A 13,301-nucleotide genomic window follows, 5' to 3' on the forward strand; every position below is an offset into this window, starting at 1 on the left:
GGGAATGCCTCGCCTCGAGCCCGGACAGCCCGCACCCGACTTCACCCTCACCGACCAGGACGAGGCCACCGTCTCGCTCCAGGATCTGCGCGGTCAGAAGGTCATCGCGTTCTTCTACCCGGCCGCGATGACGCCGGGCTGCACCACTGAAGCCTGCGACTTCCGCGACAGCCTCGCTCCCCTGCAGGCAGCCGGCTACACCGTCATCGGCGTCTCCCGCGACGAGCCGGCGAAGCTCCGCCAGTTCCGCGAGCGCGACGCATTGACCTACGACCTGTTGAGCGACCCGGACCACGCGGTCCACGAGGCGTACGGCGCGTGGGGCGAGAAGATGAATTACGGCAAGGTCGTGGAGGGCGTCATCCGTTCGACGTTCGTCATCGACGAAGACGGTGTCCTCGCGCACGCGCTCTACAACGTGAAGGCGACCGGTCACGTCGCCCGCGTACGCACCCTGCTGGGCGCCTGACCCGGTCAGGCCGCCGAGCCTTCGGCCGGCTCGTCGGGCGTCTCCGCCCGGACACGCGCGCCGGCGACGCGGGATGCCGCGATGAGCAGGACGAGCCCGACGGCCGCGGGGGCCGCGATCATCGCCGCCACCGACGGATCGGCATCCGGACCCGTCAGCGTGCCACCGGCGACAGCGAGGACGAGCAGCTGCACGACGATGCCACCCGACCGCCCCCACGATCCGCCCCGCCACACCACGACCGCGAACGCCCCGACGGCGAAGGCCGCCAGAAGGGTGAGCACGAGCAGCGCGATCGAGCTCGACACGGCTGCGGTGTCCCCCGACACCAGCGCGAAGAACTCCCAGGACGAGAGCGCGAGCACCCCGATCGCTTCGATCGCGAGCCACGTCGCGGCACCTCGTTCGACGGCGCTCGTGCGCATCGCTGCTCCTATTCTGCGGCGATGTCGCACCGAAGGCGCGTCAAATCACCGAAATGATTTGTTAACCCTTGATTCACATGCCGGGGCATGGGACTATAGAAGAGCAAGTGTGCTCCCACAGCGGCGTGGGGCGAGCATTCGCTCGCACACCACCTCAGGTTAGTCGACGTCGCCCGGCGTCGCATCCCGACTCTGATCCCCTTACAAGGAGCACCGCTATGGATTGGCGCGACAAAGCCGCCTGCCTGACCGTCGACCCCGAACTGTTCTTCCCCGTGGGGAACACCGGGCCCGCCGTCGACCAGATCGAAAAGGCGAAGACCGTCTGCGCCCGGTGCACCGTCACCGAACTGTGCCTGCAGTACGCCCTCGAGACCGGTCAGGACTCGGGCGTCTGGGGCGGCCTCTCCGAGGACGAGCGACGTGCGCTCAAGCGCCGCGCCGCTCGCGCCCGTCGCGCGTCCTGACGCGTCACCCCTTCCCTCGCTCGATGTAGCGCATCGGGATCTCGATCGTCACTTCGGTTCCGCTGCCCATCAGCGTGTGCCAGTCGATCGTCCCACTGAGTTCACCCTGGATGAGGGTACGGACGATCTGGGTGCCGAGACCTCGGCCGACCTGCCCCTCGGGCAGGCCCACGCCGGTGTCCCGCACCCGAACCTCGAGCCGTTCCTCATCGCGCTCGGCGAGGATCTCGACCTCGCCTTCCTTGTCGGCGAGGCCGTGCTCGACGGCGTTGGTGACGAGTTCGGTGAGCGCGAGTGCCAGCGGCGTCGCGTACTCGCTGGGGAGGGTCCCGAAGGCGCCGGTCTTCAGGGTCCGCGCGCGCGTGCTCGGGGCCGCGGCGACCTCGGCGACGAGCTTCAGGACGCGGTCGAAGACGTCGTCGAAGTCGACGCTCTGCGTGAGTCCCTCGGAGAGCGTGTCGTGCACGACGGCGATCGCAGACACCCGTCGCATCGCCTGGGTGAGGGCGTCGCGAGCCTCGTCGGAGTGCGTGCGGCGGGCCTGGATGCGCAGGAGTGAGGCGACGGTCTGCAGGTTGTTCTTCACGCGATGGTGGATCTCGCGGATCGTCGCATCCTTCGTGATGAGCTCCTGCTCCTGGTGCCGGATCTCACTGACGTCGCGGCACAGCACGATGGCGCCGATGCGGTTGCCGTTCTCGCGCAGCGGGATCGTCCGAAGCGACACGGTGACCCCGCGCGCCTCGAGGTCCGCGCGCCACGGTGCACGGCCGGCCATCACGATCGGCAGCGATTCGTCGAACTGACGGGATGCCGGCAGGATCGCCGTCGCCACTTCAATCAGCGCCTCCCCTTCGAGCTCATCGTCGAACCCGAGGCGGTTGAACGCCGACAGCGCGTTGGGGCTCGCGAACGTGGTGATCCCGTCGACGTCGAGGCGGATGAGCCCGTCCGACGCGCGCGGAGCCCCGCGGCGGGGCGACGTGGGGGCGGTGAGGTCGGGGAAGTCGGCTGAGGCGACCATGCCGAACAGGTCGTCGGCACAGTCGTTGAAGGTGATCTGCTGACGCGAAGGCGTGCGCGCCTCGCCGAGGTTGGTGTGACGGGTGAGCACGCCGATGACCGTCGGCGCCTGACCGTCGGTCCCCCGCTCGCGGACGATGGGGACGGCCCGCACGCGGGTGGGCGTCTCCTCGAACCAGTCCGGCGATGCAGAATCGACCATCCGCGCCTGCGTGAACGCATCCTTCACCTGGGTGCGCCACTGCGGGCGGACGAGGTCGCCGACGATGTCCCGGTAGAACAGCGTGGCCGCGCCACCGGGGCGGGTGTGCGACACCGCGATGAACGAGTCGTCGGCGGTCGGCACCCAGATCACGATGTCGGCGAAGGCGAGATCCGCGAGCAGCTGGCCGTCGCCGGCCAGTCGGTGGAGCCATTCGACGTCGGCGGCGGTGGAACGCCCCTGGGCATAGACGAGATCGCTGAGCGTTGACACGCTTCCACCCTAGGGCGCAGCATGCGGCGGCACAGCCGATCCCCGGTCCGGGTCAGGTGAGGACTCTACGCCGTCCGGGCGAGGCGGCGACGGCGGACCGCGCGGCCGGGATCGACTCCGGTGGCGGGCGCGTCGGTGAGGGCTTCGTCGACCAGCCGTCTGGCTGCGGCGGCGATCGCCGATCGGGGTGCGATGTGGGCGACCGGGCGTGCGGCGAGCATCGCGGCATCCGTCCCCTTGGCATCCCACGGGACGAAGGAGACCTCCCGGATTCCGGCGTACCGCTCGAGCGTCCGGCGGATCTGCCCCCGCGCATCGATCCCGAGCGCCCCCGCCCGGGTCTTGTTCACCACCACCCGCACCGGCGTCGCCCCGACGGCCGCACGGAGGTCGGGCCACGTTCGCACGAAGCGCGCCACGCCCACCGGGTCGGCGGCCACCACGGCGAGGATGTGGTCCGCGGCTTCCAGGGTCGCCCGAGTGGCCGCATTGCGGCGCGGGCCGTCGACGAGGTCGCTGACGATCTCCTCGTCGGCCTCCAACGGCGCCGCGACGTCGACGACGACGTCATCGGCCCACTCCCGGCAGGCATCGAGGGCGGCGATCACGCGGCTCGCACTGAGCTCGGGCCAGCGGCCCGGCCGGTTCAGGCCCGTGAGCACGTCGACATCGCCGAGGTCCACGCTGATGCGGTTCAGCTCCGTGACCGAGAGCGCGCCTCGCTCCGCCTGCCGGCACGCGGCGGCGAAACCGGGACCCTCGTCCGCGAGCCCGGTGGCGAGCGCAACGGAGGGAGCATGGGTGTCCGCGTCGACGAGTGCCGCGCGCCGACCACTCGCCGCGAGCGCGCATGCGACCTCGATCGCCAGTGTGGTGCGCCCCGGAGCCCCGTGCGCGCCCCATACGGCCAGCACCCGCCCCCGCTCGCGCGGAGCCGGAAGCTGCGCCACACCCGACGCCAGCACGTCCTCGACGGCATCGTCGATCGCGCGGGGCACGAGACCGAGCGACGAGGCGAAGCGCCGTTCGGATCCGCTCGCACACAGGGGGATGATCCGGACGCCCCATCGATCGCAGGCCCCGACGAGCTCACTCGTCACGATGTCGGCCCGGCACGCGACGAGCAGCAGGTCCGCACGGGAGAGCTCGGCAAGCAGCTCCGCCGCTTCCGGGCTGGACAGCGCATCGTGAGCCGCCTCGGCCGGTCGTCCCGCGGGGACCACTCCGCGGACATCGACGTCGACGTCCCGCAGCCGGGCCGCGAGCTCCTCGCCGGCACGGCCGTCGAGCGCGATCACGGCCTTCATCGCGACCCGCCGCTCACCGGCACGACCGACAGGCCCGAACCGTCGCCGAGTGCGGTCAGTGTCGCCGCCACGTCGGCGCGCGGAATGACGATCTCCAGGGAGACCTGCTCCCCCGACACGACCGCGTCATCGCGGGTGACGCTGACCACGGTCGCCGACGGGACGAGGATCTTCGGGGTTCCGAACGACCCTCGCTCCTCCTCGGGGGCGGCCCACACCTCGACGACGCTGCCGGCGGACACCGCGGACGAGACGTCCCCCGCTGTCCGGACGACGACGGTCGTCGTGGTCGCCGCCTCCGCGTCGGCGATCGCCGTGCGCGGCACGAGCTCGCCCTCCTCGACCGTGCGCGTCGCGACCGCGCCGGGGGTGAGGGTCGCCGGGGACGCGTACGCGTCGCCGGTGATGCCGAGCGCCACATCGACGACCTGGAGGTCGTCCGCCGCCACGGTCTCACCCGGCACGAGCGTCCGCGCAGCCGCGAAGACCGGTTCGGTCTGGCGCGCGGCTGAGACGACCAGCCACACGCCCGCGACGGAAGCGATCACCAGTGCGATACCCAGCAGGAAACGTGCGTCAGCCCAGAACGCACGGGGCGCGGGGCGAACGGTCTCTGGAGCGGTCATGACGACATGGTGACCGAGCGGGGCATCGGCCGACGTCGATTATCCACAGCCCGGAGCGGCCTCGGCCGGAGACCCGTGCGGGCACCCATAATGGCGTCATGCCCGACAACCCGAACTCGCGCATGCTCACCCCGGCACAGGTCGCCGAGATGCTGCAGCTCGAGGTCGACGAGATCGTCGCTCTCGTCCTGGACGGCCGTCTGCGCGGGGCGAAAGTGGGTTCCCCCGGCGTGTGGCGGATCGAGCCGCTGAGTGTCCAGGATTACCTCGACGACCAGGCAGAGGAGGCGCGCCGCCACGCGCTCTGGCGCGAGTCGAACGCCGCGAGCTTCCCCGAGCTCTGGGGGCGGGGGTCCCGGCACGCAGACTGAGCCCGCCGCGCCCCGTCGGCGTGGGTCCCGGGCGGCGGCCCCTCCTCCGGCAGACTGGAGACCGAAAGAGGCCACCGTGAACGTCACCCACTTGCAGCGATTCGTCGCGATCGCCGAGCACCTGCACTTCCCGCGTGCGGCGATCGCCCTCGGCATCCCGCTGGCGTCGCTCTACACCTCGCTCGACAAGCTCGAGGAGGAAGTCGGACACCCGCTGGTCAACCGTGACAAGCCGACCACCCTCACCCCTGCCGGTGCCGCATTGGCGAAGGACGCGCCCCGGCTCATCGCCGAGGCACCCGAGCCGCCTGCCGCCCCGCCGAAGCCGGCCGGCGGCAAAGCGAAAGCTGCGAAGGGGAAGGGCCGCGCGCCCATCGTGAAGGGCCAGCCGAAGCCGTACAAGAAGCGCCAGGGGCGCTGAGGCACTCCGCTCTCACACCACCGCGATCGGCGCATCGAGCCTGACCGCCGCGATCGCGGAGAACGGGATGATGCGGTGCCCCGTCACCAGGTCGGCCCGTCGCGGCGCGTCTCGGTCATGCAGCGCCACGTCCAGATGATCGGATGCCGCGCGGTCGGCCGTCCCCACGAAGGCGCGACCGCCCGTTGTCACGACGGTGACGGCCACGCGCCGGCGCACCACGTCGCGGAGCACGAAGCCGAACGTCATGCGCTCCTGGAGGCGCCCCGGGGTCGCGCCCCGGGCGCTGCGAAGGACCTCCGCGTGAGGAAGCGCCACCGACACGAGGGCGGAGAGGGGGATGAGGACCGCGCCGTGGTGCGGGGCCGACGGCGCGTCCAACGCGATCCAGTCCGGTCCGACGCCCGCGACGACACCGGTCTCCGAGAGGTCGCCGAGCAGATCCACGGTCACCGGCGTCTCCGTCCCGCGCGCGAGCGCCGTCATGCGCTCGTGGATGGTCAGACGAGCCATCCGCAGCCGTTCGGCTTCCGTGTCGAGGGCGGCCCGCTCGGCCTCCCACTCGGAGTCGAGCTGGTCCTCGAGGTCTTCGAAGAATCGATCCCAGCGCACGCGCCGACCGTAGAGCACAGCCTCTTCCTCGCGAACCGTTTCTCCCCAGGCGGCCGCGACCGGCCCCACGGTGGTTCTCCACATGTTGGAGGATTCTCATCCGCGCTCGCGCGGGGCTGTGCTGTACTCGGTCGACTTGCGAAAGCCCACATCCCTGTCGAGGAGAGGAACCGACATGGCACACCCCGCAACAGACCCGATCACCACGCCCCGATCGGGCAGCGCGCTCGATGTGGCGGAGTACTTCGCCCCGCAGCGCACCTCAGCGCGTGAGCTGCCCGATGTCTCTCCCCTCGTGAAGAACCTCACGATCGGCGTACTCGAGGTGCTCGCCGGCGTCCGGGACGTGGATCAGCTCGCCCGGTGGCTCGGGGAGGATGCGTACCGCGCGCTGGTGACCCGGGCGAACCTCTCCGCACGCGCACGCAGCGCCCGCGGCGTCGCCGCTGTCCGACCTGCGCACACGATCCTCAGCGAGCGACTGTGCGAACCGGCCGACGGCGTCGTCGAGGCGGTCGTCATCGTTTCCGGTCCCGCACGCACGCGCGCGGTTGCGATGCGCTTCGAAGGCTGGGACGGGCGCTGGCGGGCCAACTCGGTCGCGTTGCTCTGACCGCTCCCGCGCCTGGCGTCACTGCCGGTAGGACGACAGGAAGTTCCCGAGCCGCTCGATCGCCTCGGTGAGCACGCGTGCTTCGGGGAGCGTCACGATCCGGAAGTGATCCGGCGTCGGCCAGTTGAACCCCGTCCCCTGCACGAGGAGCACGTGCTCGGCGACGAGGAAGTCGTACACGAACTTCGCGTCGTCATGGATCTCGTACACGTTCGGATCCAGACGCGGGAACGCGTAGAGCGCACCCTGCGGCTTCGCGCAGGAGACGCCGGGAATGGCCGTGAGGCCCTCCCACGCGGCATCCCGCTGCTCGTGGAGGCGGCCCGTCGGCGCGATGAGCGCGTCGATGGACTGCACCCCCGACAGCGCCGCCTGCACCGCGAACTGCGCCGGGACGTTCGGGCACAGCCGCGTGGAGGCGAGAAGCTGGATGCCTTCGAGGAAGCCCGCCGCGTGACGCTTGGGGCCCGTGATGACCATCCACCCCGAGCGGTAGCCGGCGACGCGGTAGGTCTTCGACAGCCCGTTGTACGTGAGGCAGAGGAGGTCGGGAGCGAGCGTCGCGAGCGGGATGTGCTCGGCCTCGTCGAACAGGATCCGATCGTAGATCTCGTCGGAGAGCAGCAGCAGATCGTGCTCGCGGGCGATCTCGACGATCCCCTCCAGGACCTCGCGCGTGTACACCGCGCCGGTCGGGTTGTTCGGGTTGATCACGACGATCGCCTTGGTGCGGTCGGTGACTTTGGCGCGGATGTCCTCGAGGTCGGGCTGCCAGCCGGCCTCGTTGTCGGTCCGGTAGTGCACCGGGGTTCCCCCGGCGAGGCTCGTCATCGCGGTCCACAACGGGTAGTCCGGCGCGGGGATCAGGACCTCGTCACCCTCGTTCAACAGCGCCTGCATCGTCATGGTGATCAGTTCGGAGACGCCGTTGCCGAGGTACACGTCATCGGGGTCGAACTTCGGGAAGCCGGACACCTGCTCGTACCGCGACACGATGGCGCGCCGCGCCGACATGATGCCCCGGGAGTCCGAGTAGCCGTGCGCCTGCGGGATGGCCTCGATCATGTCGCGGACGATCTGGAACGGCGCCTCGAATCCGAAGACCGCGGGATTGCCCGTGTTCAGCTTCAGGATCGTGTGGCCCTCGTCCTGCAGCCGATCGGCCTCGACCAGTGCGGCCCCGCGGATCTCGTAGAGGACGTCTTTGAGCTTGGACGACTGATCGAGGATGCGAGGGGTCATCCGATCAGGATATCGCCGCCGCCCCGGTCCCACCGGCGGCCGCTGGCCTGAGAAGGCACCGGCCGCCGGAGCGGACTACTTCTTCTTGCCGCCCGCGCGACGCTGGGCGCGGTTCTGCGGCGCCGGCTCGGGGGCGTCGGTGCGCTGACCGAACGCGCCGCGGGCGCCCTCGGCGGGCCTGACCGTCTCCGCTTCGGCCTGCGCCTGGCGGACCTTGCTCGTGGCCGCCTGCTGCACCTGGCCGCGGTCGTTGCGGACCTCGACCTCGCCGGCGTCGTTGGAGGCCGTGTACTGCAGCTTCTGAGCGTCGATCGTGGGGGCGTTCAGGCCCTTGGCCTCGACCTGGGCGTCGATGTCGCCGCCGTCCTGCTGACGCACCTCGACCTCGAGGTTGAAGAGGAAGCCGACCGACTCCTCCTTGATCTGCCCCATCATGGCCTGGAACATCTGGTAGCCCTCGCGCTGGTACTCGATCAGCGGGTCGCGCTGAGCCATCGCGCGCAGGCCGATGCCGTCCTTGAGGTAATCCATCTCGTACAGGTGATCGCGCCAGCGGCGGTCGAGCACCTGCAGGATGACGCGGCGCTCGAGCTCGCGCATCGCGGGCGAACCGAGCTTCTCCTCGCGGGCCGCGTACGCGATCTTCGCGTCGGAGAGCAGCTCGCGCTTGAGGAGCTCCGGGGTGACCTTGCCCTTCGCGCCGCTTTCGGCGACGACCTCGTCGATCGTCACGCTGACGGGGTAGAGCGTCTTCAGCTCGGCCCACAGCGCGTCGAAGTCCCAGCTCTCGTTGTGGCCGGTGCTGGTGTGGTCATCGATGATCGCGCCGATCGCGTCCTCGAGGAAGTGCTCGACGCGCTCGCTGAGGTCGTCGCCCTCGAGCATGTGACGGCGGTCGGCATAGATCGCCTCACGCTGGCGGTTGAGGACGTCGTCGTACTTGAGGACGTTCTTGCGGATCTCGGCGTTGCGGGATTCGACCTGCCCCTGCGCGCTGCGGATCGCGCGGGTCACCATGGACGATTCGATCGCGACGTCGTCGGGGAAGTTCGTCCGCGCGAGGATGGCCTCGGCGGCGCCGGACTGGAACAGCCGCATCAGGTCGTCGGTGAGCGAGAGGTAGAACCGGCTCTCGCCCGGGTCGCCCTGACGGCCGGAGCGGCCGCGGAGCTGGTTGTCGATGCGGCGCGATTCGTGACGCTCGGTGCCGAGGACGTACAGACCGCCGGCTTCGACGACCTTCGCGGCCTCCTCTTCGACGCTCGCCTTGACGGCGGCGTACGCCTCATCCCAGGCGGCTTCGTACTCTTCCGGCGTCTCGACGGGGTCGAGACCCTTCGCCTTCATCTCCTGGACCGCGAGGAACTCGGCGTTGCCGCCGAGCATGATGTCGGTACCGCGGCCGGCCATGTTCGTGGCGACGGTCACGGCTCCGAAGCGACCCGCGCGCGCGACGATCTCCGCTTCGCGAGCGTGGTTCTTCGCGTTGAGGACCTCGTGCTTGACGCCCTTCTTCGAGAGCAGTCGGGACAGGTACTCGCTCTTCTCGACGCTCACCGTGCCCACGAGCACCGGCTGCCCGGCGGCGTGACGCTCGGCGATGTCCTCGACGACCTGCGCGAACTTCGCCTGCTCGTTCTTGTAGACGAGGTCGGACTGGTCCTTGCGGATCATCGGCCGGTTGGTGGGGATCGGGACGACGCCGAGCTTGTAGGTCGACATGAACTCGGCCGCTTCGGTCTCGGCGGTACCGGTCATGCCGGCGAGCTTCTCGTAGAGACGGAAGTAGTTCTGCAGGGTGACGGTGGCGAGCGTCTGGTTCTCGGCCTTGACCGGGACACCCTCCTTGGCCTCGATCGCCTGGTGGATGCCCTCGTTGTAGCGGCGTCCGACGAGGATGCGGCCGGTGTGCTCGTCGACGATCATGACCTCGCCGTTCATGACGACGTAGTCGGTGTCGCGCTTGAACAGCGCGAGAGCCTTGATCGAGTTGTTGAGGAACGAGATGAGCGGGGTGTTGGCCGACTCGTACAGGTTGTCGATGCCGAGGTAGTCCTCGACCTTCTCGATGCCGGGCTCCAGTACGCCCACCGTCCGCTTCTTCTCGTCGACCTCATAGTCCACACCGGCCTCGAGGGTGCGCGCGATCTTCGCGAACTCGACGAACCAGCGGTTCGCCTCGCCCGAGGAGGGACCGGAGATGATGAGCGGGGTGCGGGCCTCGTCGATGAGGATCGAGTCGACCTCGTCGACGATGCAGAAGAAGTGACCGCGCTGGACGAGGTCGTCCTTGCGCCACGCCATGTTGTCGCGAAGGTAGTCGAAGCCGAACTCGTTGTTGGTGCCGTAGGTGATGTCGGCTTCGTACTGCTCGCGGCGGACATCCGGGGTCTGTCCGGCCACGACGGTTCCCGTCGTCATGCCGAGCGCGCGGTAGACGCGGCCCATGAGCTCGGCCTGGTAGGAGGCGAGGAAGTCGTTGACCGTGATGACGTGGACGCCCTTGCCGGCGATCGCGTTCAAGTACGCCGGCAGCGCGGCGGTCAGGGTCTTTCCCTCACCGGTCTTCATCTCGGCGATGTTGCCGAGGTGGAGAGCGGCGCCGCCCATCACCTGGACGTCGTAGGGACGCTGGCCGAGGGTCCGCTTGGCCGCCTCACGGACGGCGGCGAACGCTTCGGGCATGAGCTTGTCGAGGCTTTCCCCCGCCTCGTAGCGCGCACGCAGCTCAGCGGTCTCGCCGCGCAGTTCCTCATCGGTGAGGTGCGCGTAGTCCTCTTCCAGGGCGCCGACGGCCTTGACGACCTGCTGCAGACGCCGCAGGATGCGTCCTTCGCCGGCGCGAAGCAGTTTCTCGAGTGGGTTGGCCACGGAGGATCTCCATCTGTCAGGTCCCCCCGACGCACGGTGTCGACGGGAGCCGGAGCGCAGAACGCGCAGACATACTCCGCCATGTTATCTGGCTGTGACCTACGAGAGTGCTGGACGGCCGCGTGGCCGCGCGGGCACGTAAGATCGGCCCATGGCCGGTTTCTGGGGCAAGCGAAAGCGCGAGAGCGCAGAGGTCGAGGCGCAGGACGCCGAACTGAGTCGGAAGGCGGGTGCGGCGCTCGTCTCCGCAGACGAGCGCATCCGGGTCACCGACGACGAGCTCGCCTACGCCGAGATCGAATTGGGTCGTGACGCGACCAAGGAGCTGCGCGAAGCACTGACCGCCGTCCGCCAGCACATGGGCGAGGCCTTCCACCTCAACCAGCTCAACTTCGATGAGATCCCCGACACCCCCGAAGAGCTGCGCACCCGCAACGCCCGGATCGTGCAGCTGTGCGAATGGGCCGAAGACCTCCTCGACGACCGCACCGAGTCGCTCGCCGAGGCGATCGCCCGCGCCCGCCGGGCCCCCGAGATCATCGACGGCATCCGCCGTGACGTCGCGCGGATGCGCGACCGCCTTCCCGCGCTGAATGCGACCCTCGAGCGCCTGTCGACCCGGTACTCGGATGCCGCGATGAGCAACGTGCTGGGCAACGCGGCCGAGGCCGCTCAGCTGCTCGACTTCGCCGAGCACAGCGCGGGCGTCTCGGAGCGGCGCCGCGACGGCGGACAACGCGAGCAGGCGAACCTGGCGCTGGAGACCGCGATCGAGGCGTCACGGCGCGCCGCGACGCTGGTGGACGCCGTGGACACCTTCGAGATCGAGGCGCTGCGGGCGGAGTCCACCCTCAGCGCGATCGTCGAAGACTCGCGCGATGACCTCGTCGTCGCCCAGCCGATGCGCTCGAACCCCGAGGTCGGTGCCGCTGCCGCCGAGCTCGAGTCGGCGCTGCGGTCGCTGACACCCGCCGGGGCGAAGCCCGACCCGTTCACCGAGCTCAGCCGTCTGCGGACGGCCAACGCCGCCCTCGACGCGGCCGTCGCGAAGGCACGCGCTCGCGCCGAGCGCCCGATCCCCGCCGAATCCCACGTGCGCCACGCCATCGACGACGCCGACCGCCAGATCGGCGTCGCCCGCAGCGTCATCTCGGGTCACCGCGGCTGGATCGGCGCCGACGCCCGCACCCGTCTCGCCGAGGCCGAGCGCATCCGCGCCGATCTGATGGCGTTCGCCGGCCCGATCGCCGAGGACGACCGCGAGCGGGCGATGAACCTCGCTCGCCGCGCCGGCGAGCTGGCAGGGCAGGCCCTCGAGCTCGCTCAGCGTGACATCGACTCCTCGCGACCGAACGACTGGAACAACGGCGGCTACGGCGGCGGGTACGGCGGTCGCCGTGGCGGCGTGGGCGGCGGCGACATGGTCGGCGGCTTGCTCGGCGGCCTCATGATCGGCGGCATCCTCGACGGCATCTTCGACTGATGCCGTCCCTCACCGACGCCGCGACCGCCGCGTCGCAGTGGCCCGTCGACAGCGCGTCGATCGCCGTCGTCACCGCCGACGGGACCGTCCGCGCCACCGCGGGCGACCAGGACCGCGCCTACCGGCTGGCGTCGGTCACCAAGCCGCTGAGCGCCTACGCCCTCCTGCTGGCCGTCGAGGAGGGCGCGCTGTCCCTCGATCAGCCTGCCGGGCCCGAAGGGGCGACGGTGGCGCACCTGCTGGCGCACACCGCCGGCTACGACTTCTCCACCCGCGAGGTGCGCGCCGAGCCCGGCGCGCGGCGGCTGTACTCGAACGCCGGCTTCGAGGTACTGGGCGAGCTCCTGGAAGCCGAGACCGGCATCGCGTTCGCCGACTACGCCCGCGAGGCCGTCTTCACGCCCCTCGGAATGACCGGCACCGGAATCGGGGACTCCCCCGCCGCGGGCGGCACGTCCACCGCGGCGGATCTGGCACGGTTCACCGCTGAGCTCCAGCAGCCCCGGCTCCTGCACACCGACACCCTCGCGCGCGCGACCTCCGTCGCCTTCCCGGGTCTGCGCGGCGTGCTCCCGGGCTTCGGCACGCAATCGCCGAACGACTGGGGGCTCGGGTTCGAGATCCGCGGGCAGAAGTCGCCGCACTGGACCGGCGGCACGAACTCCCCTCGCACCTTCGGCCACTTCGGTCAGGCCGGCTCCTTCCTGTGGGTGGACCCCGACCTCGGCGCCGCCGTCGTCGCCCTCACCGACCGCCCGTTCGGCCCCTGGGCTGCCGAGGTCTGGCCCGGTTTCAGCGACGGCGTCATCGCCGCGCTCCGCGGCTGAGTGCCGTCGGACGCGAAAGGAGGGGGTGGATGCCACGTGGCATCCACCCCCTCCTTTCCATCACTGAGG

At 70.2% G+C, this 13,301-nt stretch carries 14 protein-coding genes; 7 read left to right on the plus strand and 7 right to left on the minus strand.

Going from position 1 to position 13,301, the window contains the following annotated elements:
* Window positions 1-4 precede the first annotated feature (4 nt).
* Window positions 5-469, plus strand: a complete 465-nt coding sequence (bcp, locus tag ACHFGS_RS07925; RefSeq protein ID WP_394278487.1) for a thioredoxin-dependent thiol peroxidase — start codon at window positions 5-7, stop codon at window positions 467-469.
* A 5-nt stretch (window positions 470-474) separates the two neighbouring features.
* Here bcp and ACHFGS_RS07930 read toward each other — a convergent pair whose 3' ends face one another.
* Window positions 475-894 (minus strand): histidine kinase, encoded by a 420-nt coding sequence (locus ACHFGS_RS07930; RefSeq protein ID WP_394278488.1) that lies wholly within the window; start codon window positions 892-894, stop codon window positions 475-477.
* A 218-nt stretch (window positions 895-1,112) separates the two neighbouring features.
* On the opposite strand from ACHFGS_RS07930, the gene ACHFGS_RS07935 reads away from it, so the two are divergent.
* Window positions 1,113-1,361 (plus strand): WhiB family transcriptional regulator, encoded by a 249-nt coding sequence (locus ACHFGS_RS07935; protein ID WP_248172050.1) that lies wholly within the window; start codon window positions 1,113-1,115, stop codon window positions 1,359-1,361.
* A gap of 4 nt (window positions 1,362-1,365) precedes the next feature.
* Here the strand turns inward: ACHFGS_RS07935 and ACHFGS_RS07940 are convergent, their stop codons facing one another.
* The 3 genes from ACHFGS_RS07940 to ACHFGS_RS07950 all read right to left on the minus strand — a co-directional run bounded on the left by ACHFGS_RS07940 (window position 1,366) and on the right by ACHFGS_RS07950 (window position 4,792).
* Window positions 1,366-2,859 (minus strand): sensor histidine kinase, encoded by a 1,494-nt coding sequence (locus ACHFGS_RS07940; protein WP_394278490.1) that lies wholly within the window; start codon window positions 2,857-2,859, stop codon window positions 1,366-1,368.
* Between the two features lie 65 nt (window positions 2,860-2,924).
* Complete coding sequence (locus ACHFGS_RS07945; protein ID WP_394278491.1) at window positions 2,925-4,166, minus strand: CpaE family protein; 1,242 nt, start codon at window positions 4,164-4,166, stop codon at window positions 2,925-2,927.
* Complete coding sequence (locus ACHFGS_RS07950) at window positions 4,163-4,792, minus strand: SAF domain-containing protein (RefSeq protein WP_394278492.1); 630 nt, start codon at window positions 4,790-4,792, stop codon at window positions 4,163-4,165. The genes ACHFGS_RS07945 and ACHFGS_RS07950 overlap by 4 nt, the downstream gene beginning before the upstream one ends.
* Before the next feature lie 98 nt (window positions 4,793-4,890).
* Between ACHFGS_RS07950 and ACHFGS_RS07955 the strand changes: the two genes are divergently transcribed.
* Window positions 4,891-5,163, plus strand: a complete 273-nt coding sequence (locus ACHFGS_RS07955; RefSeq protein WP_394278493.1) for a helix-turn-helix domain-containing protein — start codon at window positions 4,891-4,893, stop codon at window positions 5,161-5,163.
* A gap of 76 nt (window positions 5,164-5,239) precedes the next feature.
* Window positions 5,240-5,584: a LysR family transcriptional regulator gene (locus tag ACHFGS_RS07960; RefSeq protein ID WP_394289334.1), complete on the plus strand. Its 345-nt coding sequence runs from the start codon at window positions 5,240-5,242 to the stop codon at window positions 5,582-5,584.
* Window positions 5,585-5,596: 12 nt separating this feature from the next.
* Here ACHFGS_RS07960 and ACHFGS_RS07965 read toward each other — a convergent pair whose 3' ends face one another.
* The gene (locus tag ACHFGS_RS07965; RefSeq protein ID WP_394278495.1) at window positions 5,597-6,280 is read right to left on the minus strand and encodes a hypothetical protein; all 684 of its coding nucleotides are present in this window, start codon (window positions 6,278-6,280) and stop codon (window positions 5,597-5,599) included.
* A 91-nt stretch (window positions 6,281-6,371) separates the two neighbouring features.
* Here ACHFGS_RS07965 and ACHFGS_RS07970 point away from each other — a divergent pair, with 91 nt between their 5' ends.
* On the plus strand, window positions 6,372-6,809 hold the full coding sequence (locus ACHFGS_RS07970; protein WP_394278496.1) for an Rv3235 family protein: 438 nt from the start codon (window positions 6,372-6,374) through the stop codon (window positions 6,807-6,809).
* Window positions 6,810-6,827: 18 nt separating this feature from the next.
* Here ACHFGS_RS07970 and ACHFGS_RS07975 read toward each other — a convergent pair whose 3' ends face one another.
* Together ACHFGS_RS07975 and secA are read right to left on the minus strand one after the other, a co-directional pair.
* A complete protein-coding gene (locus ACHFGS_RS07975; RefSeq protein WP_394278497.1) occupies window positions 6,828-8,051 on the minus strand; it encodes a pyridoxal phosphate-dependent aminotransferase in 1,224 nt (407 codons plus the stop codon).
* Between the two features lie 75 nt (window positions 8,052-8,126).
* Window positions 8,127-10,922: a preprotein translocase subunit SecA gene (gene secA, locus ACHFGS_RS07980; RefSeq protein WP_394278498.1), complete on the minus strand. Its 2,796-nt coding sequence runs from the start codon at window positions 10,920-10,922 to the stop codon at window positions 8,127-8,129.
* A 151-nt stretch (window positions 10,923-11,073) separates the two neighbouring features.
* Between secA and ACHFGS_RS07985 the strand changes: the two genes are divergently transcribed.
* Window positions 11,074-12,405, plus strand: a complete 1,332-nt coding sequence (locus tag ACHFGS_RS07985) for a hypothetical protein (protein WP_394289335.1) — start codon at window positions 11,074-11,076, stop codon at window positions 12,403-12,405.
* Complete coding sequence (locus tag ACHFGS_RS07990) at window positions 12,405-13,232, plus strand: serine hydrolase domain-containing protein (protein ID WP_394289336.1); 828 nt, start codon at window positions 12,405-12,407, stop codon at window positions 13,230-13,232. Before ACHFGS_RS07985 ends, ACHFGS_RS07990 begins: the two co-directional genes overlap by 1 nt.
* The last annotated feature ends 69 nt before the right edge of the window (window positions 13,233-13,301 follow it).

The sequence above is a fragment of the Microbacterium sp. genome (assembly GCF_043427715.1).
GTDB lineage: Bacteria > Actinomycetota > Actinomycetes > Actinomycetales > Microbacteriaceae > Microbacterium.